This window comes from Acidocella aquatica (assembly GCF_030160635.1).
GTDB classification, from domain to species: Bacteria; Pseudomonadota; Alphaproteobacteria; order Acetobacterales; family Acetobacteraceae; genus Acidocella; species Acidocella aquatica.
In genome coordinates, this window is record NZ_BSOS01000033.1 from 65820 (window position 1) to 87494 (window position 21675).

Genomic DNA, 21675 nt, shown 5'->3' on the forward strand with positions numbered 1-21675 from the left:
TAGATGTCACGTTCTGTTTGGAAAGGCCCGTTTGTTGACGGGTATCTGTTGGGTAAGGCGGAGGCATCGCGCGCTTCCGGCCGCAACGAGATCATCAAGATCTGGTCGCGCCGCTCCACCATCCTGCCGCAATTCGTGGGCCTGACCTTTGGCGTCTACAACGGCAAGAAGTTTCTGCCGGTGCAGGTGAATGAAAACATGGTTGGCCATAAGTTCGGTGAATTCTCGCCGACACGGACCTTTACGGGTCATTCGGCCGACAAGAAAGCGAAGCGGGGCTGAGATGAGCAAACCGAAAGCCTTACGCGGCCTTGAGGACATTCAGGCACAGGCGATTACGCGCAACATGCGCGTGAGCCCGCGCAAACTGAACCTCGTCGCTGAATCCATCCGCAACCTGCCGGCTGGCCGCGCTCTCGCGGACCTGACCTTCAGCAAGCGCCGGATCGCCAAGCAAGTGAAGAAGACGCTTGAGAGCGCGATCGCGAATGCCGAGAACAACCATCAGCTCGATGTTGACAAGCTGGTTGTGAAATTGGCCGAAGTGGGCCGCGGCATTGTCATGAAGCGTTTCCACGCGCGTGGCCGTGGCCGCTCCGCGACGGTTGAGAAGTGGTTTAGCCATCTGAAGATCGTGGTGGAGGAGCGTGAACCGTCTGAGAAGGCGATGCGCGATACCCGCCCGGGTCACACGAAGTCTGAAACCGCTAAAGCAGCCGGGGAGGCCGCATAACATGGGTCACAAGATCAATCCGATCGGTCTGCGCCTTGGCATTACCCGCACCTGGGACAGCCGCTGGTACGCCGGCAAGGACTATGCCCGCCTGCTGCATGACGATCTGAAGCTGCGCAGCCATTTGCGCGCCAAGCTCAGCCAGGCTGGTGTTTCGAAGGTTGTGATCGAGCGTCCGGCGAAGAAGCCGCGCGTGACGATTTATGCCGCGCGCCCTGGTGTGGTGATCGGCAAGAAGGGCCAGGACATCGACTCGCTGCGCAAGGAATTGTCGGTGATGGCGAAGGCTGAGGTTTCCCTGAACATCATGGAAATCCGCAAGCCGGAAATCGATGCGACGCTGGTGGCCGAGAACATTGCGCAGCAGCTGGAACGCCGCGTGGCCTTCCGCCGTGCGATGAAGCGCGCTGTGCAGTCCGCCATGCGCCTGGGCGCGCAGGGGATCAAGATCACCTGTGGCGGCCGTTTGGGCGGCGCCGAGATTGCCCGCGTTGAGTGGTATCGTGAAGGCCGCGTGCCTTTGCACACGCTGCGCGCCGATCTTGACTACGGTGTGGCCACGGCGAAGACGACTTATGGCGCCTGCGGCGTGAAAGTCTGGATTTTCAAGGGTGAAGTTCTGGTGCAGGACCCGCTGGCGCAAGACAAGCGCGCGGCCGAACAAGCACCGCAGCGCTAAGGATTTTTTGCTATGATGTCTCCTAAGCGTACGAAGTTCCGTAAAGCTCACAAGGGCCGTATTCACGGCCTGGCCAAGGGCAACACGCAGCTTAACTTTGGCGCCTTCGGTCTGAAGGCTCTGGAGCCAGAACGTATCACCGCGCGCCAGATCGAATCGGCCCGCCGTGCCATCACCCGCGCCATGAAGCGTGCGGGCCGCGTGTGGATCCGGATTTTCCCGGATCTGCCGGTCTCCACCAAGCCTGCTGAAGTGCGTATGGGTTCCGGCAAGGGTAGCCCGGAATTTTGGGTTGCGCGCGTGCACCCCGGCCGCATTGTGTTTGAGATTGACGGCGTTGCCGAGCCGCTGGCCCGCGAGGCGCTGGCCCTGGGTGCTGCGAAGCTGCCGATCAGGACGAAATTTGTTACCCGGATTGGAGATGCGTGAGATGACGGTTGCAAGCGACATCCGTGCGAAGACGCCGGACGAACTGACGAGCCTGTTGCTCGATCTGCGCAAGGAGCAGTTCAATCTGCGTTTCCAGCGCGCGACCGGCCAGCAGGAAAACACCAGCCGCGTGCGTGCGGTGCGGCGCGATATCGCGCGGGTGAAGACAATTCTGGCTGAGCGCGCGCGTTCGGCAGTTGCTGGTTAAGAGGATAACATGCCGAAACGTGTTCTGACCGGGCGGGTTGTGAGCGACAAGATGGACAAGACGATTACCGTTCTTGTCGAGCGTCGCATCATGCATCCGCTGTACAAGAAGTTCATTCGCCGCTCCAAAAAATATGCGGCGCATGATGAAGCCAATGTCTGCGTTGAGGGCGATCTGGTCCGCATTGAGGAATGCGCCCCGATCAGCAAGCGCAAGACCTGGATCGTGACTGAGCGCAATGGTTCGGCACTCGCCGAGTCGCAAGCCAGCGTCTGAGGGATTTGAAAAATGATTATCGTAGAGTCGAACCTCGATGTGGCTGACAACTCCGGTGCGCGGCGCGTGCAGTGCATCAAGGTGCTCGGCGGCTCCAAGCGCAAGGCGGCGTCTGTCGGCGATGTGATCGTGGTTTCCATCAAGGATGCCATTCCGCGCGGCAAGGTGAAGAAGGGCGATGTGCACCAGGCTGTGGTTGTGCGCACCGCGTTCCCCGTGCGCCGTGCCGATGGCAGCGCCATCCGTTTTGACCGCAATGCGGCGGTTCTGCTGAACAAGCAGGGCGAGCCGATTGGTACGCGTATTTTTGGGCCGGTGGTGCGTGAGCTTCGCGCGAAGAAGTTCATGAAGATCATCAGCCTGGCGCCGGAGGTGCTGTAACATGGCTGCTCGTATTAAAAAGGGCGACAAGGTCCTGGTGATTTCAGGCGCTTCCAAGGGGAACCGCGGCGAAGTGCTGCGGGTGCTTCCCAAGGAAGACCGCGCCGTGGTGCAGGGTGTGGCGGTGGCGAAGATCCACACCAAGCCGAAAGGCATGGGCCAGCCCGGCGGTATCGTGGAACGCGAGGCTGCTGTGCATTTGTCCAATCTGGCATTGATCGACCCGAGCACGGATAAGCCCACGAAGGTTGGCTTCCGCGTTCTGGATGGTGGCCGCAAAGTTCGTGTTGCTCGTAAGAGCGGCACGGCGATTGATGGCTGAGGAGGCCGCAATGAGTGATGTGAAAAGCCTGCCGCGCCTGCAGACGTACTACCGTGAGGTTGTGCGGGAGCAGATGCGTCAAGAATTTGGCTACAAGAACCCGTTTGAAGTGCCGACTCTGGAAAAGATCGTCATTAACATGGGTGTGGGTGAGGCTGCCGCCGACCAGAAGAAACTGGACGCTGCCGTGGCCGAGCTCACCCTCATTGCCGGCCAGAAGCCGGTTAAGACGATCGCGAAAAAGGCCATTGCCGGGTTCAAGATCCGCGCCGGCCTGCCGATCGGCTGTAAGGTGACGCTGCGCAAGTCCAAGATGTACGAGTTTCTCGACCGTCTGGTGACGATCGCGCTGCCGCGTGTTCGCGACTTCCGCGGCATTCCGGGGAATAAGGGCTTTGATGGCCGCGGCAATTTTGCCATGGGTCTCAAGGAACAGATTATTTTCCCTGAGATTGTGTACGACAAGGTTGATGCTATCCGTGGCATGGACATCATTTTCGTGACCACCGCGAAAACCGATGCCGAGGCGAAAGCCTTGCTCAAGGGGTTCAATCTACCGTTCGCCAAGTGAACGTCTGATTTTTTAGAGTTTGGAAAACGGCTGGGCTTATCCAGCAGGTTCCGGAGGGGTTGCAAAAATATGGCTAAGACATCGCAGGTCAACCGAAATGGAAAGCGCGAGCGCATGGCCGCCCGTGACAAGGGCAAGCGCGCTGCGCTGAAAGATGTGATCATGGATCGCACGCTTCCGGTTGAAGATCGTTTTGAGGCGAGCATCAAGCTGGCCGAGCTGCCGCGCAATGGCGCGAAGGTTCGCGTTCGCCTGCGCTGCGAGCTGACTGGCCGTTCGCGCGGCAACTACCGTAAATTCAAACTTTGCCGAATCGCTTTCCGCGATCTGGCCAGCCAGGGGCAGATCCCTGGTGTTACCAAAGCCAGCTGGTAAGGAAAGGGCGCTAGAATGTCGATGTCCGATCCGTTGGGTGATATGCTCACCCGTATTCGTAACGCGCAGCACGCGCGCCTCACCATGTGCGTGGCGCCTGCTTCCAACATGCGCGCCAGTGTTCTGGATGTGCTGAAGCGTGAAGGCTTCATTCGCGGGTTCACCCGCGAGGAAGTGCGCCCTGGCATTGCCCAGCTGCGCATCGAGCTGAAGTACAGCGAGGGGCAGCCGGTGATCAAAGAGATCAGCCGCGTGTCGCGCCCTGGCCGCCGCGTGTATTCCAAGATCAAGGAACTGCCGCGCGTGTACTCGGGTCTCGGTGTTTCCATCCTCTCCACGCCGCGTGGCGTGATGAGCGATGTGGAAGCCCGCGCCGCCAATGTTGGCGGCGAAGTTCTCTGCCGCGTCTTTTAAGGGGAGAGCAAGATATGTCACGTGTTGGCAAATATCCCGTCGAACTTCCCGCTGGCGTCACCGTGGCGCTGGCCGGCAATATTCTCACGGCCAAGGGCAAGCTGGGCGAACTTTCGCTCGCGCTGACCGACAAGGTCGAGACCACGGTTGAAGGCAACAAGGTTTCGGTGATGCCGAAGACCAAGGATGCCGCCTCCCGCATGATGTGGGGCACGACCCGCGCCAATATCGCCAATTTGGTGAAGGGCGTTTCGGTCGGCTACGCGAAGACGCTTGAGATTACCGGCACTGGTTACCGCGCCGCCGTTCAGGGCACGAACCTGGTGGTTAATCTTGGGTTCTCCCACGATGTGGTCTATGCCATCCCGTCGGGGATCAAAGTCACCTGCGAAAAGCCGACTTTGATCAAGATCGAGGGTATGGACAAGCGTCAGGTTGGCCAGGTTTGCGCCGAGCTGCGCTCGCATCGTCCGCCGGAACCCTATAAGGGCAAGGGTGTGAAGTTTGAGGGCGAAGCGATCCGCCGGAAAGAGGGTAAGAAGAAGTAATGTCGACAAATCTTTCATTACAGACGCGCCGCCGCGCCCGTCTTCGCTATCAGCTCCGGCAGAAATCTTCTGGCCGCCCGCGTTTGTCGGTTTTCCGCTCGGGCAAGCACATCTACGCGCAGATCATCGACGATGCGGCTGGTAAGACAGTCGCCGCCGCTTCGACCCTGGATAAGGATCTGAAGGCAGCGTTGAAGACCGGTGCGGACAAGGATGCCGCGACCGCTGTTGGCAAGCTGATTGCCGAGCGTTCCAAGGCGGCCGGTGTGGTCGCTGTTGTGTTCGATCGCGGTTCTTATCTCTATCATGGCCGGGTGAAAGCCCTGGCAGAGGCGGCCCGCGAGGGCGGCCTCGACTTCTAGGAGCATTTGGCAATGGCACGTGAAGCACGTGAAGGCGGAAGCGGCGGCGGCAGAGGCCGTGAGCGTGAACGCGAGCGCGACCGGGAGACCGGTGATGAGCTGGTCGATAAGCTGGTAACCATCAACCGCGTTGCGAAAGTGGTTAAGGGCGGCCGTCGTTTCGCTTTTGCCGCACTCGTGGTGGTTGGTGACCAGAAAGGCCGCGTTGGCTATGGCGCCGGCAAGGCCCGTGAGGTTCCCGAAGCGATCCGCAAGGCGACCGAGCGCGCCAAGAAGACGATGATCCGCGTTCCGATGAAGGAAGGCCGCACGCTGCACCATGACATCCGCGGCACCTTTGGTGCTGGCGACGTGGTGATCCGCGCGGCGCCCGCCGGTACGGGCATCATTGCTGGTGGCCCGCTGCGCGCTGTGTTCGAGACATTGGGCATTGGCGACGTGGTGGCGAAGTCACTGGGTAGCCGCAACCCGCATAACATGGTGAAGGCGACATTCGCCGCTCTTGCCAATGTTACCAGCCCCCGCCTCGTCGCGACGCGCCGCGGCAAGAAGGTGGCTGATCTGTACGGCACGGCCGCTAAGGAAGTTCCGGTGGAGGCGAGCGATGTCTGAGAAGAAAATCCGCATTACGCAGGTTGCGTCGGGCAACGGCCAGAAGCCGGGGCAGCAGGCGACACTGATCGGGCTTGGTCTGAACAAGATCAGCAAGGTCCGCGAACTGAACGATACGCCGGAAATTCGCGGCATGGTGCGCAAGGTTGCGCATCTGCTGAAGGTGGAGGAGCTGGCTTAAGCCAGGTTGATCATGAAACTTAATGAAATTCGCGACAATCCCGGCGCGCGCCTGAAGTCCAAGCGGCTTGGCCGCGGCATCGGCTCCGGCAAGGGCAAGACCTCCGGCAAGGGTGTTAAGGGCCAGAAGGCGCGTGAAGGCGTCTCTCTGAACGGTTTTGAAGGCGGTCAGCTGCCGATTTACCGCCGGTTGCCCAAGCGCGGCTTTAACAACGTAAACCGCAAGGAATACGCGCCGCTAAACCTGGGTGCGCTGGATGCTGCTTTTGAAGCCGGCAAGCTCGATGCCGCGCAGCCGATCACCGAGGCCGCTCTGCGTGATGCCGGTCTGGTCCGTCTGGGCAAGGTTGATGGCGTTCGCCTGCTGGCGAAGGGCACGATCACCCGCGCGATCAACATTGAAGTCTCCGGGGCTTCGGCGGCGGCGGTTGCGGCGGTTGAGCAGGCTGGCGGCAGCGTGAAGACGCTGGTGGCGAAGGCGCAAGCTGACGCGGCCTAAGCCTCTTGCCTCCGCCGGATATATTCCGGCACAATAGCGCTAAGTAACGGCGCTTGGCCGTGGCATGAAGCCTTGGGTCAAGCGCCGTTTTTGTATTTATTAAGGATTCCGCATGGCATCGGCCGCAGAACAGATGGCAGCAAACCTGAACCTTGGCGCATTCGGCAAGGCGACGGACCTGCATAAACGCATCTGGTTTACCTTGGGCGCCCTCATTGTGTTCCGTCTTGGCACATATATTCCGGTTCCGGGCGTCGATGCGGCTGTGATGGCGCATCTGATGACGCAGAATGGCAGCGGCATCCTGGGCATGTTCAACATGTTCACCGGCGGCGCGCTGGGCCGCATGACCATTTTTGCCCTCAACATTCTGCCCTATATCAGCGCCAGCATCATCATCCAGCTGATGACCTCGACGATTCCGGCGCTGGAGGCCCTGAAGAAAGAGGGCGACTCGGGGCGGATGAAGATCACGCAGTATACCCGCTATCTCACGGTGCTGATCGCCGGTGTGCAGGCTTACGGCATCTCGATGAGCCTGGAGCGGGTGAAAACCGCGCTTGGGCCGGCGGTGATCGACCCCGGCTTCTTCTTTGTATTCACCTCGGTGGTGACGCTGGTTGGCGGCACGATGTTTGTGATGTGGCTGGGTGAGCAGATCACCTCGCGCGGGATCGGCAACGGCTCGAGTCTGATCATTTTCGCGGGCATTATCGCCAATATGCCGATCGCGATTGCCAATATCCTCGAACTCGGGTCAACCGGCGCGCTCTCGACGCTGTTCATCATCACCTTTTTCGTGGCGGGCGTCGCGCTGTTCGCGTTCATTGTGTTCATGGAGCGGGCGCAGCGCCGGATTTTGGTGCAGTATCCCAAGCGCCAGGTCGGGCAGAAGGTTTATGGGGGCGAGTCCACCCATATTCCGCTGAAAGTGAATGTTTCGGGCGTGATGCCGCCGATTTTCGCCAGCTCGCTGCTGGTGATCCCGGCCACGTTCGTTGGCTTCTCCAAGGGCGGGCCGGAGTGGCTGCAGGCGGCGGCGCATCTGCTCTCGCGCGGGCAGCCGCTTTATATGTTGCTGTTCGCGACCCTGATCGCGGTGTTTGCCTTCGTCTGGGCGGCCATCTCGTTCAACCCTGAGGATACCGCCGAGAACCTGAAAAAGAATGGCGGCTTCATTCCGGGTATCCGGCCGGGCGCGAATACGGCGAAGTATTTTGACACGGTGCTGACCCGGCTGACCGCGATCGGGGCTGTTTACCTCACGGTGGTTTGTCTGCTGCCGGATTTCGTCCTGAGCAATTACAGCCTGCCTTTTTACTTCGGCGGCACCTCGCTGCTGATTATTGTCTCTGTGACAATGGATACGGTGTCACAGGTGCAGTCGCACATGCTGGCGCACCAGTATGAAGGGTTGATTCGCAAGAACCGCGGCAAGAGCCGGAAATAAGGGAGTAGACCGTGGAACTGATTCTGCTTGGCCCGCCCGGAGCGGGCAAAGGAACCCAATCAAAGTTTTTGGAGAGCCGCTATGGCGTTGCGCAGATCTCCACGGGAGACATGCTGCGGGCCGAGGTGAAGGCTGGTTCGCCGATCGGGCTGGAAGCCAAAAGCATCATGGATGCCGGTGGTCTGGTCTCTGACGAGTTGATCATCCGTATGATCGGGGAGCGGATTTCCCGCCCGGATTGTGCGAAGGGCTTCATTCTCGACGGCTTCCCGCGCACCGTGCCGCAGGCCGAGGCGTTGGACAGGCTGCTGCATGAGACCGCGGTGGATCTGGACGCCGTGATCGAGCTGAAGGTGGATGAGGCCGTGCTGGTTGAGCGGATCAGCGGGCGGTTCACCTGCGCGAAATGCGGGGCTGGCTACCACGACACGTTCAAGCAGCCAAAGCAGGCTGGTGTATGCGATGTTTGCGGCGGTACGGAATTCATCCGCCGCCCGGATGATAAGGCTGAGACGGTGCATGCGCGGCTGGAGGCTTACAACGCCCAGACGGCGCCGATTCTGCCCTATTATAAGGCCAAAGGCCGGCTCTATTCGGTTGATGGCATGGCTGAGATGGACGAGGTCCAGGCTCAGATCGAGGCTGTGTTGCGCCAGATTGGCGTCGCGGCTAGCTAAATTGTCGGTGCTGCCCGGGTTGATCACGAAAAATTGATAGTTCTTCGTTGACTCTGTTCGGGCGGGCGCTATAACCCGCTTTCGCGGCGCCTCCGTTTGGGGCGCCGCAACTTGTTATGACCTCAGGAGAGACCACGTGGCGCGTATTGCCGGCGTTAACATTCCCACGAATAAGCGTGTTTTGATCAGCCTTCGTTATATTTATGGCATTGGCCCGGTTAAGGCTCGTGACATTTGCACGGCGTTGGCCATCCCGGAGGAGCGCCGGGTTAACCAGCTCTCCGAAGATGAGATTCTGCGTCTGCGCGAGCTGATCGACAAGGATTACCGCGTCGAGGGCGATCTGCGCCGCGAGAACGCGATGAACATCAAGCGTTTGATGGATCTCGGCTGCTACCGTGGCCTGCGCCACCGTAAGGGCCTGCCGGTCCGCGGTCAGCGCACGCACACCAATGCCCGTACCCGCAAGGGCAAGGCCGTGGCGATCGCCGGCAAGAAAAAAGTCACGAAGTAAACTTTCGCCCATCACGTCAGCAGTTACAGGAATACCGATATGGCGAAGCCCGCCTCACGCCCCCGCAAGAAAGAACGCAAGAACATCATCTCCGGTGTTGCGCACGTTCTCGCCAGCTTCAACAACACCATGGTCAACATCACCGACGCGCAGGGCAACACCATTGCCTGGTCGACGGCGGGTAGCCAGGGTTTCAAAGGCAGCCGCAAATCCACCCCCTACGCCGCCCAGGTGGCTGCTGAGGATGCTGGCCGCAAGGCGCGCGAACACGGCATGGAAATGCTGGAGATCGAAGTGAGCGGCCCTGGTTCGGGACGTGAGAGCGCGCTGCGCGCCCTGCAGACCGTTGGCTTCCAGATTTCCGCCATCCGTGATCTCACGCCGATTCCGCATAATGGTTGCCGCCCGCGCAAGCGCCGCCGCGTCTGAGCCGGGATTGAATTTTGGTTAAGGCCCAGGGCGGATTTCCGCCGCCGGGCCGGAGGGTTGAATGTTGAAAGAATCGAATTTGTCGCTGCAACGCAATTGGCAAATGCTCATCAAGCCGGAGCATCTCGATATCGAGTTTGGTTCCGACGCCGGCCGTGTGGCCACCATTATCGCCGAGCCGCTGGAACGCGGCTTTGGCATGACGCTGGGCAATTCGCTGCGCCGCATCCTGCTGTCGTCGCTGCAGGGCGCCGCGGTTACGGCTGTGCGGATTGATGGCGTGTTGCATGAATTCTCCACGCTGGTTGGCGTGCGCGAGGACGTGACCGACATCGTGCTGAACATTAAGCAGCTTGCCGTGCGGATGCATGGCGAGGGGCCCAAGCGCATGGTGCTGACCGCGACCGGCCCCGGCGAAGTTAAGGCCGGGCAGATTCAGGCCGGGCACGATATCGAGATCATGAACCCGGACCTGGTGCTTTGCACGCTCGATGAGGGCGCGAGCCTGGGCATGGAATTCACTGTCGGCTCCGGCCGCGGTTATGAGGCCGCGTCGGCCAATCGTCCGGAAGATGCGCCGATCGGGCTGATCCCGGTTGATGCGATTTATTCGCCGGTTCGCCGCGTGTCCTACCGGGTTGAACAGACCCGCGTTGGCCAGGTGACCGACTATGACAAGCTGATCCTGCAGGTGGAAACCAACGGCGCCATCACCCCGGAAGACTCCGTGGCGCTGGCGGCGCGCATTCTGCAAGACCAGCTCGGCATGTTCGTGAACTTCGAGGAGCCGCAGCGCCTGCGCGCCGAGGAGCCGCGGATCGAGTTGCCGTTCAATGCGAATCTGCTCCGCAAGGTCGATGAGCTTGAACTCTCCGTGCGCAGTGCGAACTGCCTGAAGAACGATAACATCGTCTACATCGGTGATCTGGTGCAGAAGAGCGAGCAGGAGATGCTGCGGACGCCGAATTTCGGCCGCAAGTCTCTGAACGAAATCAAGGAAGTGTTGACCGTCATGGGGTTGTCCCTTGGCATGACCGTGACCGACTGGCCGCCCGAGAATATCGAGGAACTGGCCAAGCGTTCCGACCAACCCTTCTAAAAGCCTAAACAGGAAAATTTACCATGCGTCACGGTCTCAGCGGTCGAAAACTCGGCGTCACCTCATCCCATCGGCTTGCCATGTTCAGGAACATGGCCGTCGCGCTCATCAAGCATGAGCAGATCACCACCACCTTGCCGAAAGCGAAGGAACTGCGCCCGGTGGCTGAAAAGCTCATCACGCTGGGAAAGCGCGGCGATCTGCACGCCAAGCGCCAGGCATTTAACCAGCTGCGCGACGAGACCATCGTCGCCAAGCTGTTTGACGCGCTGGCAACCCGCTACAAGACCCGCGCCGGTGGCTACACCCGCGTGCTCAAGGCCGGTATGCGCCATGGCGACGCCGCCGATATGGCCGTGATCGAGTTCATCGACCGCGACGTTTCCGCCAAGGGTCAGGATAGTGGTCCGCGCCCGGAAGTGGCCGAAGAAGACGCTGAGTAATTCTCAGTCCATAGGATACGAAAAGGGCAGACCGAGGTCTGCCCTTTTTTGTGCCGGTATTTGGCGCGCTTAGAGCTTGATCGCTTTAAGTGCGATCATGCTCGAACCTGTTTTTCGAGGGCGATTCACGTTTTCGGCTCGCTCATCCGAGCGAACCTCAAACGATCGCACTCTAAAGCGGCTTGTGGGCCTTATCGAGCAGGCGGGTGAACAGCCCAGGTTTTTTCACCGGCTTGGGCGCGGTCTTCTGCGCCTCCTCGGCGGCGGTGCGGGCCTTGTGTTTCAGCCATTCGTCGAGTGATTTTCCGGCTTTTCTGGCGCGTTCGGTTTCGTAGGCAAGCTGGCCTTTGCTGAGAGTCTTGGATGTATCGGTGGTCATACTGGTCTCCGGTTTGGGCGGAAGGTTGCAGAGTGGGCGGGAAAGTTCAAGCTGCGTTGCGCTTGCGGAGTAAAAAATGCTCCAAAAATCCCAGCGCTGCGTAGATGACGATGCCGCTGACGCCGAGCAGGACGAGGGCTGCGAACATACGGGGAATTTCCAGCCGGTAGCTGGCTTCGATGATGCGGTAGGCAAGGCCGGAGGCAAAGCCGCCGGAGCCGGCGACGAACTCGGCGACCACCGCGCCGACGAGGGCGAGAGTGCCTGAGATGCGCAGGCCGGTGAGGAAATTCGGCAGGGCCGAGGGCAGGCGCAGCAGGAAGAGGGTTTGCCAGCGGGTGGCGCCGTTGAGGCGGAAGAGGTCCAGCAGCTCCGGCGGCGTGGCGGCCAGCCCGGCGGCGGTGTTGGAGAGAATGGGGAAGAAGGCGACGATGGTGGCGCAGACCACCAGCGCCACGAACGGCTGGTTGACCCAGATGATGATCAGGGGCGCGATGGCGACCACGGGGGTGACCTGCAATATCACCGCCCAGGGCTGGATGGCGGCGCGGAACAGCGCGCTGGCGGCCATGGCGACAGCCAGGAACACGCCGAGCAGAGTGGCGGCGAGCAGGGCGGTGATGGTGACTGTGAGGGTGGAGAGCAGCGCCGGGTTGAGGATGGCGTAGTCGCTCAGATAGGCGTTGAAAATGGCGATGGGGCCGGGCACCACGTATGCCGGTACGGCCAGCGCCCACACGCTGCCCTGCCACAGCCCGAGCGCCAGCACGCCGAATGCGAAGGGGGCGAGGCGTTCCAGCAACCTGTTCATGCGGGCATCACCTGGCGGAAGGTTTCGGTTATCTGATGCACCAGGGCGATGTATTCGGCGCATTCACGGCGGTTCGGGCCTTCGGGCACGCTGGCGCGGATGTCAGCGGCGATGCGGCCCGGGCGGGGCGACATCACCAGGATGCGGCTGGCCAGAAACGACGCCTCATAGATGGAATGTGTGACGAAGATGATGGTCTTGCCGGTCTCGCGCCAGAGCAGGTGCAGGTCTTCCTGCAGGCGGTGGCGGGTGAATTCGTCCAGCGCGGCGAAGGGTTCGTCCATGAGCAGCAGCATGGGGTTGGAGACCAGCGCGCGGGCGATGGAGACGCGCATTTTCATGCCGCCGGAAAGCGCCTTTGGCCGCGCGCCGGCAAATTCGGCCAGCCCGACTCGGGCCAGCGTGGTGCCGATGAGGGCGGCGGCCTGCGCCCGGCTTTGGCCGCGCAGGCGCAGCGGCAGATATACGTTCTCCGCCGCGGTGGCCCAGGGGAGGAGGGTTGCGTCCTGAAAGACATAGCCGATGTCGCCGGGGCCGGGCTTATGACCGGCATCCCAGGCGATCTGCCCGGTGCTGGGCGCCTCCAGCCCCGCCAGCAGGCGCAGCAGCGTGGACTTGCCGCAGCCCGAGGGGCCAAGCAGTGCCACGAATTCCCCGGTTTCGATATCCGCGTTGATGTCTTCAAGCGCGCGGGTGCCGCTGGGGAACTGCTTGGAGACCGCGCGCAGCGAGACCATTATTTCTTCAGGCCGAAACCATGGTCGACAAATTGCAGGGTGTATCCGGCCTTGTAGTTCATCGATTTATCATACAGCCCGGCGGCGGCCATCTGGTTGAAGAAGGAGGCCCAGCGCGCATCGGTCATGGCGTAGATGCCAAGCGTTTTGGTGTCGCCCGAGTCGACGATGCCGCGCGCCTTGAGCTGGTCATAGCCGTATTGCATCAGGCCGGGGGTCATGTCCGGGTTGGCGGCCAGAATGGCTTTGAAGGCGGGGGCCGGGTTGCCGTAGAGGTAGGAATACCAGCCTTCTGCGGAGGCCTCGATGAAGCGCTGAACCAGGTCCGGGTCGGTTTGCACGAGTTTGCTGCTGGTGGCGATCAGGCTTGCGTAACCGTCAAACCCGGAGTCGGAGAGCATCATCACCACGGGCCATGTGCCGGTTTGCTGATGCACCAGATACGGCTCGGAGGTGACATAAGCCTCCTGCACAGCGGTTGGGTTGGTGAAGAAGGGGGCCAGGCTGAAGCCGTAGGGGCGCAGCTGGGAGTCGGAATAGCCGTATTTGGCGCGCAGATAGATCCACCAGCTTGCCCGCGTGTCGGAGCTGACGGCGATCGGCTTGCCCTTCAGCGCGGCGAAATTATCCTCGCCGGCGCCGGGATGCGCCATCAGGATGTCAGGGTCTTTCTGGAACCCGGCAGCTACGGCGACGAAGGGGATGTTTTCCTGCGCGAAGTTGAGCGCCAGGAAGGCGTTGGAGGTGATGTCAAACGTCAGCCGCCCGGCGACCAGGAGCTGGGCGTTGTTCACGCTCGGCCCGCCCTCCTGGATGCTTACATCCAGCCCGTATTTTTTGTAGATGCCGGTGGCCAGCGCCTGATAATAGCCGCCGTATTCAGGTTCGGCGACCCAATCGAGGCCAAAGGTCACTTTGTTGGCGGCGGCGTGCGCGGCGGGGGCGAAGGCCAGGCAGGCGGCGAGAACAGCGGCAATCTGGACCGGGCGGGACATGAGACGTCTCCTTGGGGCTTGAGCAAAGGGCGGGGGCCGAGCAGAGTGGAGGGGGTAGCGTCGTATCGTCGCGGAAATGCTATTGGAATCAGGGATTAGCATGAGTGAGCCACGGATCAAGGCGGGAATCTGGGTGTCAGCCGCGTTGCGGATCGGCAGTGCGGACAACAAGCCGGGCATGGTCATCCGCAAGGGCGATGCCGACGCTGGCGGTGTGCTGGTGATCCTGCGCGGGCGCAGCGGCAATATGGTGCTCACCCAGTTCCGCGAACCCGGCGGCGAGCTGGCCTGGATGCGCGGCACGGGGCCAACGCCGGTAAACGAGGAAACCACCGACGCCTATGTGAAAAAACAGGTTTCCTACGATCCGGATTTATGGGTGCTTGAGTTTGACGCGGCGGATTATCTGCCGCCGTTCGAGGGCAGGCTGGTTTAGACTTTTATAGACTGTTCGCCTTGCGCATGGCCTCGGCCAGGGCGGGGTTTTCGCGCGCCACACCCGCCAGCGCGCCGATCTGGTCCTGTTTCAGGCGGTTTTGGCTGAGCTTGTTTTTGCCCTCCAGCAGGGTGATGTGCAGGGTGATGCCGATGATGCCCTTCAACTGGCTGGCGATGAAATCGGCCGGGGCGTCGGCGACGGCCCAGGGGGCGGGGCGGCCGGTCTCGTAGCGGTTGGTCAGGCGGGTGACGATATCGAGCAGCGCGGCGGGGTCTTCGGTGATTTCCAGCCGCCCGGTGGCGTGTACGGTCTGGTAGTTCCAGGTCGGCACCACTTTGCCGGTCTCGGCCTTGCTCGGGTAGAAAGACGGGCTGATGTAGCCGTCGGCGGCGGTGAAGATGGCCAGCGACTCTGCGGCTGGGTCAAAATCGCGCCAATGCGGATTGGCGCGGGCGACATGGCCGGTCAGGCGGTCGGGCGCCTCGAACAGCAGGGGCAGATGGGTGGCGAGCAGGCCGGTTTTGCCCGGCGAGATGAGCACCGGCAGCGAGGCGGCGCGCATGATCGCCTGGAGTTCCCCTAGGTCGTTTTCCACGAAGGCCGGCGGATTATACATGGTGTCACCCTTTTGCGAGGCTGGTCTCGAAGCCGATGATGGTATCGGCGACATCCTGCCAGCGTGGTTCCAGCATCAGCATATGCGACATTTCGTCAAACATCACGGGCTGCGTGCGGTAGGTGCGCGCGGTGAGCGCCACCGCGGGGGGCGGCACCAGGTGGTCTTGCCCGGCGCCGATGACCAGCAGCGGGGTTTTGATGCGTTCAGGATGCTTGATGCCGCGCAGCATGATCGATCCGGCGGCGCGCAGGCTTTCGGCCTGGATGTTGTGCAGATAGGCGTCCATTGAACGGTCGTCCGGGCCGCGCGAGAACATCTGCCGCCGCAGCATGCCAAGATCGCCGGTTGCCGGGGAGGTTAGCCCGGTGAGCAAGGTTTTTAACAGCGGCGTGAAGGCGGTTTTTGGCGGAGTCGAGGCGAGCAGCACGGCGCCGCGGGCGGTGTGCTGGGTCAGATACGCCTGGGTGATGAAGCCGCCCATCGAGTGGCCGACAATGAGCGGGTTTTCCAGCGTCTCCACCACCGCGCGCAAATCGCGGACATAGTCGGCGATGGAGAAGGCGTTGAGCTGCGCGCGGCCCTCGCTGCCGCCGTGGCCGCGCAGGCTGAAGGCGGTCGAATCGTAGCCCCGCGATGCGAAATACGGGAGGAAATAGGGTTTCCAGTACCAGTTCCAGCACCAGGCGCCATGCAGGAAGACCACGCAGCCGCGCCTGGCGCCTTCAGCGGGCAGGTGCGCGATCTCAAGCTTCATGGTGCGGCACCGATATGTTGCAGGTAGCGCTCCAGCAGCAATGTGGCGGCGGGGCCGGGGTGGCCGTTGCCGATGGAGGTGCCGTCCAGCCGGGTGATGGGTTTGACGAAGGAGGTGGCGCTGGTGAGGAAGATCTCACGCGCGCCGCGCAGGGCCTCCAGCGTGAAGGGGGTCTGGGCGAAGGCGATGCCCGCGCCATGCAGTATTTCCAGCACCGCCGCGCGGGTGCAGCCGGGCAAAATTTCCTGGCCGAGCGGGCGGGTGCGCAGCGTGCCGGCGGCATCGACAATCCATACGTTGCTGGCCGCGCCCTCGGTCACATAGCCCTGGCTGTCATGCAAAATGGCTTCATAGGCGCCGGAGAGGCGGGCCTTTTGCCGGGCCAGCACATTGGGCAGCAGGTTGGTGGATTTGATGTCGCAGCGCGCCCAGCGCTCGTCGGGCAGGGTGATGGCCGAACCCGCCCAGGCGGCAATATCCGTGGGCGGGGCCGGGCGGGTGCGCGCGGTGATGACGAGGCTGGGGCGCACCGGCACGGCGGGGAAGGGATGGTCGCGCCGGGCGGCGCCGCGGGTCACCTGCATATACACCAGCCCGGTGCTCACCCGGTTGCGGCGCAGCACCTCGCGGATGATGACCAGCAGCGCCGCCGGGGAGAGCGTAAGGTTGAGCCCGATCTCGCCCAGGCTGCGGGTGAGGCGCGCCAGATGCAGCTCCGCGTCGGCGAGGCGGTGGTTGTGGACGTAGAGTACCTCGTAGATGCCGTCGCCGAACTGGAAGCCGCGATCCTCGACATTCACCGAAGCCTCGCGCAGCGGGCGGTAGCGTCCGTTCACATAGGCGATCGCGGCCATGGCGCTAGCTTACCTGCCGCGCGGTGCGCGTGTGTTGGCGGAGAGGGCGCTGTTGCATCGGTTATTCCTTGCGCTGTTCGTGGTTCAGGCGGCGTCTTCCGCGGCGGCCATGGCATGGGCGAATTGCTCGGGCGGCAGGTAGGCGGCCAGCACTTCCTCGGGGTGGCCGTCGGCCTTTATCTGCCCGCTGTCCATCCAGATCACCCGGTTGCACCAGCGCAGGATGACATCGGCATTATGCGAGGACAGCACAAGGATTTCAGCGCCGCGCACCATGGTTTCCAGGCGGTGGCGGGCCTTGGTCATGAAGGCGGCGTCGCCGGCCAGGATCCACTCGTCCATGAGGAGAATCTGCGGTTTGATGGCGGTGGCCAACGCAAAGCCGAGCCGCACGATCATGCCCGAGCTGTAGGTGCGCACCGGCAATTCGAGGAACTGGTCGAGCCCGGCGAATGCCGCCACGTCGGCTTGCAGCTGGTTGATCTGGAGCTCGTTCAGCCCGTTGAACAACCCGCGCAGCCGGATGTTTTCACGGCCGGTCATTTCCAGGTTCATGCCCTGGTTGGCGTCGAGCAGGGCGGTCACCGCGCCGTCGATGGTGATGAGCCCGCATACCGGCTCATAAATGCCGGCCATGCTGCGCAGCAGGGTGGTTTTGCCGGCGCCATTGGCGCCGATAAAGCCGAGCCGGTCGCCGGTGCGCAGCGAGAAGGAGACATCGCGCAGCGCCTCGACCACCAGGCGGTGCTTGCGGTCTTCCCCCAGCCTGCCGGAGGCGGCGGCGAACACGGTTTTCTTCAGGCTGCGGCTCTCGCCATGATACAGCGGGAAGCGGACGGAAACATTCTCGATCAGCAGCTTGGCCATGCGCTACACCCAGTATGCGATGCGCGCGCGCGTGCGGGCGAACACGGCGCCCGCCAGCAGCACCAGCGCGGCGGAGTAGCCCAGCGCCGCGGTCCAGGCGGTGGAGTCCAGCGGGCCGCCGAGCAGGGGGCCGCGCATGATCTCGAGCAGCGCGTAGAACGGGTTCCATGTCACCAGCACCATGCTCAGCCCGCGATGCGTCAGCATGGCGGGGTTCCACATGATCGGCGTGATGTAGAAGGCGATCTGCACCACGCTGGCGACGATCGGCGGAATGTCGCGAAAGCGCGTGCCGAAGGCGCCGAGCAGCAGGGTGAGGGCCATGGCGTCAACCACCCAGAGCGCCGCGGCGGGCAGCAGGCTGAAGCTGGCCAGGCTGGGCACGGTGTGGAACACCGCGAAGACGATGGCGATGACGGCAATGTTATGCGCCAGCACCAGAATGTTGCGCAGCACCGCGCGCGCCGCGTGCAGCGAGAGGGGCATGCGCATGGCGCGGATCATGCCCTCGGACTGGGTGAAGCAGATGCAGCCGTCGGAGGTGACGGTGCTGATGAAATTCCACAGCACCAGAGAGATTGAGAGAAACGGCAGGTAGGCCGAGATGTTCTGGTGGAACAGGCGCGAATATAAAAACCCGATGGCGCCGACCATCACCGCCGTTGAGAGTGTGAGCCAGAACGGGCCGAGCAGCGAGCCGCGATAGCGCAGCCTTATGTCGAGCAGGCTGAGGGTCCAGACCAGCGGCCAAAGGCGCAGCGTTTCGGTGAGGTCGGCCGCTGCCAGGGTGAGGCGCCCGCGCCAATCGCGGCTGGCCATGATGGTAACCGGCCGCCCCGGCGCCGTGGCGGCGTGAGAAACCTCAACCGCGGCCTGCCCCTGGTCTGGCGCAATCATGTTCATCCCCTCGCGATAGCGGAATGGCGCAGCAGCATCAACCGCCACGGCCCCGCATGACGAGTTGTTAAAGTATGATCGCGGATTATTGAGGACGCACGGCTGTTGCCGCGGCTTCGGCGATGTTCACGCGCGTTCCCGGTGTGAAGCTGGGCTGCCCGGGCTGCTGCGTCTCGATCACGGAGACGATGCTGGAATCGGGGCGGCGGATGACGACCTCCTCGGCGGGCGGCGGGTCACCGGCGGAGGGCTGCCCCAGGCTGGTGAGCACCTGCGCCAGGGCGGCATTCCCGGTGGGCACATTCACGGCGCGCACGGCAATCACGGTGCCGCTGCTCATCCGCCCGCTCAGCGGCGAGGTCTGCGCCACGGGTTGCACCGGCGCGCGGGTGGCGCAGCCAGCCAGCAGGGGCAGGGCGCCAAACAGCGCCAAACAGGTGTTTTTCCGGGAATGGTTCAGGCGCGGGGCGGGAGGTTGCGGGGGCATGGCCTTGTTTATCATTGCGCGCGGGGGCGAGATAGCGGGGCGGGCCAGAAGTTTTTCTTGCTGTAAGTTATGTTCTAGCTTAATGGGTTACGCTGCCTTGTTTAAGCCGTTATTGAGCGAGATACACGCAAGATGATGGTATCATGCCAAAAGCCGCCCGCAGCGGCTTTCGCGATATGGTTTTGTCTGATGCGTGGCCGCTTGATCCGCCCCGCGCGCAATGCTGGCGGTCTGGGAGATATGATCATCTTCGTGGCCCGTTGGCTATAAAGTGGAGGCTTAGACTGTGAGCGCAAGATTCCGTTTCTGGCCTGTGTTGGTGGTGCCAGGTTATTCGGGCCGTGGTGTCCGCTTTGTGCTGGGCTGTGCCGGCCTTGCCTTGCTGTCCGCCTGCGCAGGCGGCAACCAGACCGCTCAGACTGGTTATTCACTTGACTATTACCGGACCCATGCGGCGGGAAATTATTCCCCCCCTGGCCCGCCCAGCGATCCTTGGGGGCCTTATATAAACCTCGCCGCTACCCGGTTTGATGTGCCGCCGACCTGGATCCGCCAGGTGATGCGCGTTGAATCCGGCGGGCATGAATATATCGGCGGGCAGCTCACGGTTTCCGCCGCCGGCGCGATGGGGCTGATGCAGCTGGAGCCTGCGACGTATCAGGAGATGGCATCGCGTTATGGGCTGGGGACGGACCCGTTCAACCCTTATGACAATATCATGGCGGGGACCGCCTATATCCACGAGATGTATCAGGTTTATGGCTCGCCGGGGTTTCTGGCTGCGTATAATGCCGGTCCGGGGCGGCTGGACTCCTACATGAACTACCACACCCCCTTGCCTGGCGAGACGATGAACTACGTCGCCATGATCGCGCCGAATATCCAGGGCTATTACCCGGCACACCGCTCCGAGGCCGACCAGCTGGCCCTGAACACGCAACCGGCCTCTGAAGTGCCTGGCATTCTGCCGCCGGGCTTCACCCCTGAGGCGCCGGCACCGCAGATACAACAGAATCCGCTGGCGCCGGAGGAGGTGGCATCAATCGCGCCGCCCGTGTCCCCCGTGTCCTCGGTGTATTCACCCGCGCCGGTGGCCGTGGCCTCTCTTGCCGCGCCCGCGCCTGTGCCGGAACCGCCGCCGCCGCCAGCGCCGCATCCTTCATTCTCTATCATACCCGCTGCAATGGCCGATACCACTGCGCCACAGCCGCATTATCAGGCGCATACCCTCGCCCAGGCCCAGCCCAGGCCGCAGCCCGATTATGTGCCTCCTTCCAGCCACGCGGGCTGGGGTATTCAGGTTGGCGCTTACGATACCTCGTCCAACGCGCGGGCGGCGCTGGGCCTGGCCGAGCTTTCAGCGGTGCAGATGCTGGTTAATGGGCATCCCGTGGTGGTATCAGTGGTTAGTGCCGGGCATGTGAAATACCGCGCCCGCGTGGTGGGGCTGCCGCATGACGACGCGGTGAATGCCTGCAACCGGCTCTCCAGCGGGCCGACCGGATGCATGGTTCTGCGGCCCGAGGAACAATCCTGATTTCAGGTCATCTGCAGCACATGCCGCTGCACGCGCTCGGTCCAGTCGCGGTTTGTGGAGTCGGCGAGCTTGCGCAAACCGACCCCCGGGGGGATGTCGGCGCGTAGCCCGAGCCCCATTTCCGCCGCCAGAAAGCGCAGGGCCTGGGTTATGTCGTTATGGAAATTTTCGTAAAATAACCGGGCCGGGGTTAATGATTCGGCGTGGAAAAATTGTTCCCAGGCGCGTTTTTCATCGGTCAGCTCCTGCATAAGCGTGCAGATTCGCTGCAGGTCGAAGTTTTGCCGCGGGTCTTGCGCCTGGGCGTGCGCCTGCCCCGCCGGCTGGTGCCAGTTTCCCGAAACTTGCGCGCGGTAAAGCGAGACCGCCTGGGCCGCGAGGTTTTTACGGTCAAGGTAGGCCACGCGCAGGTTGGGGAAGAGCGTCCGCCAGTCCTGCGCGAACGGGGCGAAGTCCTGCCAGCTGGTTTTGAAGATGAACACCGGGCTGGGGCCGGTGGCGAAGGAGTGCATGTAATCAGCGAACAGTTCCACCCCGCGCCGCTGCCGCTCCATGGCCGCCACGCCGCGCGGGTTGAAAATCTCACCCGGCCGGCCGACATCCCCGGCCTCCTCCAGCGCCGCGCACAGATGTGTGCTGCCGGTGCGCGCTGTCATGGCGAGCATGATCGTGGGTTTGGCGCAGCTCACCCCGGCAAAGCGGTTATCCGCAAGCTGCCGCAGGTCGGGGAAAACCTCGAAGATACTATTCATCAATCTTACCTTGTTAATGAATAATAAAACACAACCCATGGGTGGGCAACTCCCCTGTGCGCTTTCCCGCTTCGGTGCCCTTGAGATATTGGCCGGGTTTAGCTATGCAGGCCTCCGCGCGGGAGAGATGGCCGAGCGGCTTAAGGCGCACGCTTGGAAAGCGTGTGTGCGTGAAAGCGTACCCAGGGTTCGAATCCCTGTCTCTCCGCCAACTCCCTCCAGGCTCGTCCATTTCTGTATGAAAATACATTTATTTCAATTGGTTGTCAGATATTCTCTCCGTGGCTGTTGACAGAAATCGGGGGGGTATTTGTGGCTCTTTTGTGGGTTAATTAATGGGTAGGTT

General features: G+C 62.2%; 35 protein-coding genes and 1 tRNA gene. 25 read left to right on the forward strand and 11 right to left on the reverse strand.

Annotation, left to right across the window (positions count from 1 at the left end; translation table 11 throughout):
• The first annotated feature begins 3 nt into the window (after positions 1 to 3).
• From rpsS to rplQ, 22 genes are all read left to right on the forward strand, one after another.
• Complete coding sequence (rpsS, locus tag QQJ84_RS06925) at positions 4 to 282, forward strand: 30S ribosomal protein S19 (RefSeq protein WP_284257400.1); 279 nt, start codon at positions 4 to 6, stop codon at positions 280 to 282.
• A gap of 1 nt (position 283) precedes the next feature.
• Positions 284 to 733 (forward strand): 50S ribosomal protein L22, encoded by a 450-nt coding sequence (gene rplV, locus QQJ84_RS06930; RefSeq protein WP_284257401.1) that lies wholly within the window; start codon positions 284 to 286, stop codon positions 731 to 733.
• A 1-nt stretch (position 734) separates the two neighbouring features.
• Positions 735 to 1412: a 30S ribosomal protein S3 gene (gene rpsC / locus QQJ84_RS06935; RefSeq protein ID WP_284257402.1), complete on the forward strand. Its 678-nt coding sequence runs from the start codon at positions 735 to 737 to the stop codon at positions 1410 to 1412.
• A gap of 12 nt (positions 1413 to 1424) precedes the next feature.
• Complete coding sequence (gene rplP, locus QQJ84_RS06940; RefSeq protein ID WP_284257403.1) at positions 1425 to 1841, forward strand: 50S ribosomal protein L16; 417 nt, start codon at positions 1425 to 1427, stop codon at positions 1839 to 1841.
• A gap of 1 nt (position 1842) precedes the next feature.
• The gene (gene rpmC, locus QQJ84_RS06945) at positions 1843 to 2049 is read left to right on the forward strand and encodes a 50S ribosomal protein L29 (RefSeq protein ID WP_284257442.1); all 207 of its coding nucleotides are present in this window, start codon (positions 1843 to 1845) and stop codon (positions 2047 to 2049) included.
• Between the two features lie 9 nt (positions 2050 to 2058).
• Positions 2059 to 2325 carry a 30S ribosomal protein S17 gene (gene rpsQ, locus QQJ84_RS06950; RefSeq protein ID WP_284257404.1) on the forward strand — a complete coding sequence of 89 codons (267 nt, stop codon included), beginning with the start codon at positions 2059 to 2061 and terminating at the stop codon, positions 2323 to 2325.
• 12 nt (positions 2326 to 2337) lie between these two features.
• On the forward strand, positions 2338 to 2706 hold the full coding sequence (gene rplN / locus QQJ84_RS06955) for a 50S ribosomal protein L14 (RefSeq protein WP_284257405.1): 369 nt from the start codon (positions 2338 to 2340) through the stop codon (positions 2704 to 2706).
• 1 nt (position 2707) lies between these two features.
• Positions 2708 to 3028: a 50S ribosomal protein L24 gene (gene rplX / locus QQJ84_RS06960; RefSeq protein WP_284257406.1), complete on the forward strand. Its 321-nt coding sequence runs from the start codon at positions 2708 to 2710 to the stop codon at positions 3026 to 3028.
• A 10-nt stretch (positions 3029 to 3038) separates the two neighbouring features.
• Positions 3039 to 3599, forward strand: a complete 561-nt coding sequence (rplE, locus tag QQJ84_RS06965) for a 50S ribosomal protein L5 (protein ID WP_284257407.1) — start codon at positions 3039 to 3041, stop codon at positions 3597 to 3599.
• Between the two features lie 69 nt (positions 3600 to 3668).
• Complete coding sequence (gene rpsN / locus QQJ84_RS06970; RefSeq protein ID WP_284257408.1) at positions 3669 to 3974, forward strand: 30S ribosomal protein S14; 306 nt, start codon at positions 3669 to 3671, stop codon at positions 3972 to 3974.
• A 15-nt stretch (positions 3975 to 3989) separates the two neighbouring features.
• Positions 3990 to 4388, forward strand: coding sequence for a 30S ribosomal protein S8 (gene rpsH, locus QQJ84_RS06975; RefSeq protein WP_284257409.1), 399 nt, complete (start codon positions 3990 to 3992; stop codon positions 4386 to 4388).
• A 14-nt stretch (positions 4389 to 4402) separates the two neighbouring features.
• Entirely contained in the window at positions 4403 to 4936 is a 534-nt protein-coding gene (gene rplF, locus QQJ84_RS06980; RefSeq protein WP_284257410.1) for a 50S ribosomal protein L6, read from the forward strand.
• A complete protein-coding gene (gene rplR / locus QQJ84_RS06985) occupies positions 4936 to 5298 on the forward strand; it encodes a 50S ribosomal protein L18 (protein WP_284257411.1) in 363 nt (120 codons plus the stop codon). Before rplF ends, rplR begins: the two co-directional genes overlap by 1 nt.
• A 12-nt stretch (positions 5299 to 5310) precedes the next feature.
• Positions 5311 to 5910, forward strand: coding sequence for a 30S ribosomal protein S5 (rpsE, locus tag QQJ84_RS06990; RefSeq protein WP_284257412.1), 600 nt, complete (start codon positions 5311 to 5313; stop codon positions 5908 to 5910).
• Positions 5903 to 6091, forward strand: a complete 189-nt coding sequence (gene rpmD, locus QQJ84_RS06995) for a 50S ribosomal protein L30 (protein WP_284257413.1) — start codon at positions 5903 to 5905, stop codon at positions 6089 to 6091. The genes rpsE and rpmD overlap by 8 nt, the downstream gene beginning before the upstream one ends.
• Before the next feature lie 12 nt (positions 6092 to 6103).
• Complete coding sequence (gene rplO, locus QQJ84_RS07000; RefSeq protein WP_284257414.1) at positions 6104 to 6589, forward strand: 50S ribosomal protein L15; 486 nt, start codon at positions 6104 to 6106, stop codon at positions 6587 to 6589.
• Between the two features lie 112 nt (positions 6590 to 6701).
• Positions 6702 to 8039, forward strand: a complete 1338-nt coding sequence (secY, locus tag QQJ84_RS07005; protein ID WP_284257415.1) for a preprotein translocase subunit SecY — start codon at positions 6702 to 6704, stop codon at positions 8037 to 8039.
• Positions 8040 to 8050: 11 nt separating this feature from the next.
• Positions 8051 to 8716, forward strand: coding sequence for an adenylate kinase (locus QQJ84_RS07010; protein ID WP_284257416.1), 666 nt, complete (start codon positions 8051 to 8053; stop codon positions 8714 to 8716).
• Positions 8717 to 8852: 136 nt separating this feature from the next.
• On the forward strand, positions 8853 to 9230 hold the full coding sequence (gene rpsM, locus QQJ84_RS07015; protein ID WP_284257417.1) for a 30S ribosomal protein S13: 378 nt from the start codon (positions 8853 to 8855) through the stop codon (positions 9228 to 9230).
• 39 nt (positions 9231 to 9269) lie between these two features.
• Positions 9270 to 9659 (forward strand): 30S ribosomal protein S11, encoded by a 390-nt coding sequence (rpsK, locus tag QQJ84_RS07020; protein WP_284257418.1) that lies wholly within the window; start codon positions 9270 to 9272, stop codon positions 9657 to 9659.
• A gap of 79 nt (positions 9660 to 9738) precedes the next feature.
• Entirely contained in the window at positions 9739 to 10758 is a 1020-nt protein-coding gene (locus tag QQJ84_RS07025; RefSeq protein ID WP_284257443.1) for a DNA-directed RNA polymerase subunit alpha, read from the forward strand.
• Positions 10759 to 10781: 23 nt separating this feature from the next.
• On the forward strand, positions 10782 to 11201 hold the full coding sequence (gene rplQ, locus QQJ84_RS07030; RefSeq protein ID WP_284257419.1) for a 50S ribosomal protein L17: 420 nt from the start codon (positions 10782 to 10784) through the stop codon (positions 11199 to 11201).
• 172 nt (positions 11202 to 11373) lie between these two features.
• On the opposite strand, the gene QQJ84_RS07035 is transcribed toward rplQ, so the two are convergent.
• The 4 genes from QQJ84_RS07035 to QQJ84_RS07050 are packed head-to-tail and all read right to left on the reverse strand — an operon-like array spanning position 11374 to position 14123.
• Complete coding sequence (locus tag QQJ84_RS07035) at positions 11374 to 11580, reverse strand: hypothetical protein (RefSeq protein ID WP_284257420.1); 207 nt, start codon at positions 11578 to 11580, stop codon at positions 11374 to 11376.
• 46 nt (positions 11581 to 11626) lie between these two features.
• On the reverse strand, positions 11627 to 12391 hold the full coding sequence (locus QQJ84_RS07040; protein ID WP_284257421.1) for an ABC transporter permease: 765 nt from the start codon (positions 12389 to 12391) through the stop codon (positions 11627 to 11629).
• Positions 12388 to 13128: an ABC transporter ATP-binding protein gene (locus QQJ84_RS07045; RefSeq protein ID WP_284257422.1), complete on the reverse strand. Its 741-nt coding sequence runs from the start codon at positions 13126 to 13128 to the stop codon at positions 12388 to 12390. The genes QQJ84_RS07040 and QQJ84_RS07045 overlap by 4 nt, the downstream gene beginning before the upstream one ends.
• Positions 13128 to 14123: an ABC transporter substrate-binding protein gene (locus tag QQJ84_RS07050; RefSeq protein WP_284257423.1), complete on the reverse strand. Its 996-nt coding sequence runs from the start codon at positions 14121 to 14123 to the stop codon at positions 13128 to 13130. The genes QQJ84_RS07045 and QQJ84_RS07050 overlap by 1 nt, the downstream gene beginning before the upstream one ends.
• A gap of 100 nt (positions 14124 to 14223) precedes the next feature.
• Here QQJ84_RS07050 and QQJ84_RS07055 point away from each other — a divergent pair, with 100 nt between their 5' ends.
• Positions 14224 to 14559 carry a DUF1491 family protein gene (locus QQJ84_RS07055; protein WP_284257424.1) on the forward strand — a complete coding sequence of 112 codons (336 nt, stop codon included), beginning with the start codon at positions 14224 to 14226 and terminating at the stop codon, positions 14557 to 14559.
• Positions 14560 to 14563: 4 nt separating this feature from the next.
• Here the strand turns inward: QQJ84_RS07055 and QQJ84_RS07060 are convergent, their stop codons facing one another.
• The 6 genes from QQJ84_RS07060 to QQJ84_RS07085 all read right to left on the reverse strand — a co-directional run bounded on the left by QQJ84_RS07060 (position 14564) and on the right by QQJ84_RS07085 (position 19040).
• Positions 14564 to 15178: an FMN-binding negative transcriptional regulator gene (locus QQJ84_RS07060; protein WP_284257425.1), complete on the reverse strand. Its 615-nt coding sequence runs from the start codon at positions 15176 to 15178 to the stop codon at positions 14564 to 14566.
• Between the two features lie 4 nt (positions 15179 to 15182).
• Positions 15183 to 15935, reverse strand: a complete 753-nt coding sequence (locus tag QQJ84_RS07065; protein ID WP_284257426.1) for an alpha/beta hydrolase — start codon at positions 15933 to 15935, stop codon at positions 15183 to 15185.
• On the reverse strand, positions 15932 to 16789 hold the full coding sequence (locus QQJ84_RS07070; protein WP_284257427.1) for a D-amino-acid transaminase: 858 nt from the start codon (positions 16787 to 16789) through the stop codon (positions 15932 to 15934). The genes QQJ84_RS07065 and QQJ84_RS07070 overlap by 4 nt, the downstream gene beginning before the upstream one ends.
• 84 nt (positions 16790 to 16873) lie before the next feature.
• Positions 16874 to 17656, reverse strand: coding sequence for an ABC transporter ATP-binding protein (locus QQJ84_RS07075; RefSeq protein ID WP_284257428.1), 783 nt, complete (start codon positions 17654 to 17656; stop codon positions 16874 to 16876).
• Between the two features lie 3 nt (positions 17657 to 17659).
• The gene (locus QQJ84_RS07080; RefSeq protein ID WP_284257429.1) at positions 17660 to 18553 is read right to left on the reverse strand and encodes an ABC transporter permease; all 894 of its coding nucleotides are present in this window, start codon (positions 18551 to 18553) and stop codon (positions 17660 to 17662) included.
• Positions 18554 to 18638: 85 nt separating this feature from the next.
• Complete coding sequence (locus QQJ84_RS07085) at positions 18639 to 19040, reverse strand: hypothetical protein (RefSeq protein WP_284257430.1); 402 nt, start codon at positions 19038 to 19040, stop codon at positions 18639 to 18641.
• A gap of 286 nt (positions 19041 to 19326) precedes the next feature.
• Between QQJ84_RS07085 and QQJ84_RS07090 the strand changes: the two genes are divergently transcribed.
• Positions 19327 to 20577 (forward strand): transglycosylase SLT domain-containing protein, encoded by a 1251-nt coding sequence (locus QQJ84_RS07090; RefSeq protein WP_284257431.1) that lies wholly within the window; start codon positions 19327 to 19329, stop codon positions 20575 to 20577.
• Between the two features lie 2 nt (positions 20578 to 20579).
• On the opposite strand, the gene QQJ84_RS07095 is transcribed toward QQJ84_RS07090, so the two are convergent.
• Positions 20580 to 21329, reverse strand: a complete 750-nt coding sequence (locus QQJ84_RS07095) for a Stf0 family sulfotransferase (RefSeq protein ID WP_284257432.1) — start codon at positions 21327 to 21329, stop codon at positions 20580 to 20582.
• 121 nt (positions 21330 to 21450) lie between these two features.
• Here QQJ84_RS07095 and QQJ84_RS07100 point away from each other — a divergent pair.
• Positions 21451 to 21540: transfer RNA gene (locus tag QQJ84_RS07100), tRNA-Ser, on the forward strand.
• The last annotated feature ends 135 nt before the right edge of the window (positions 21541 to 21675 follow it).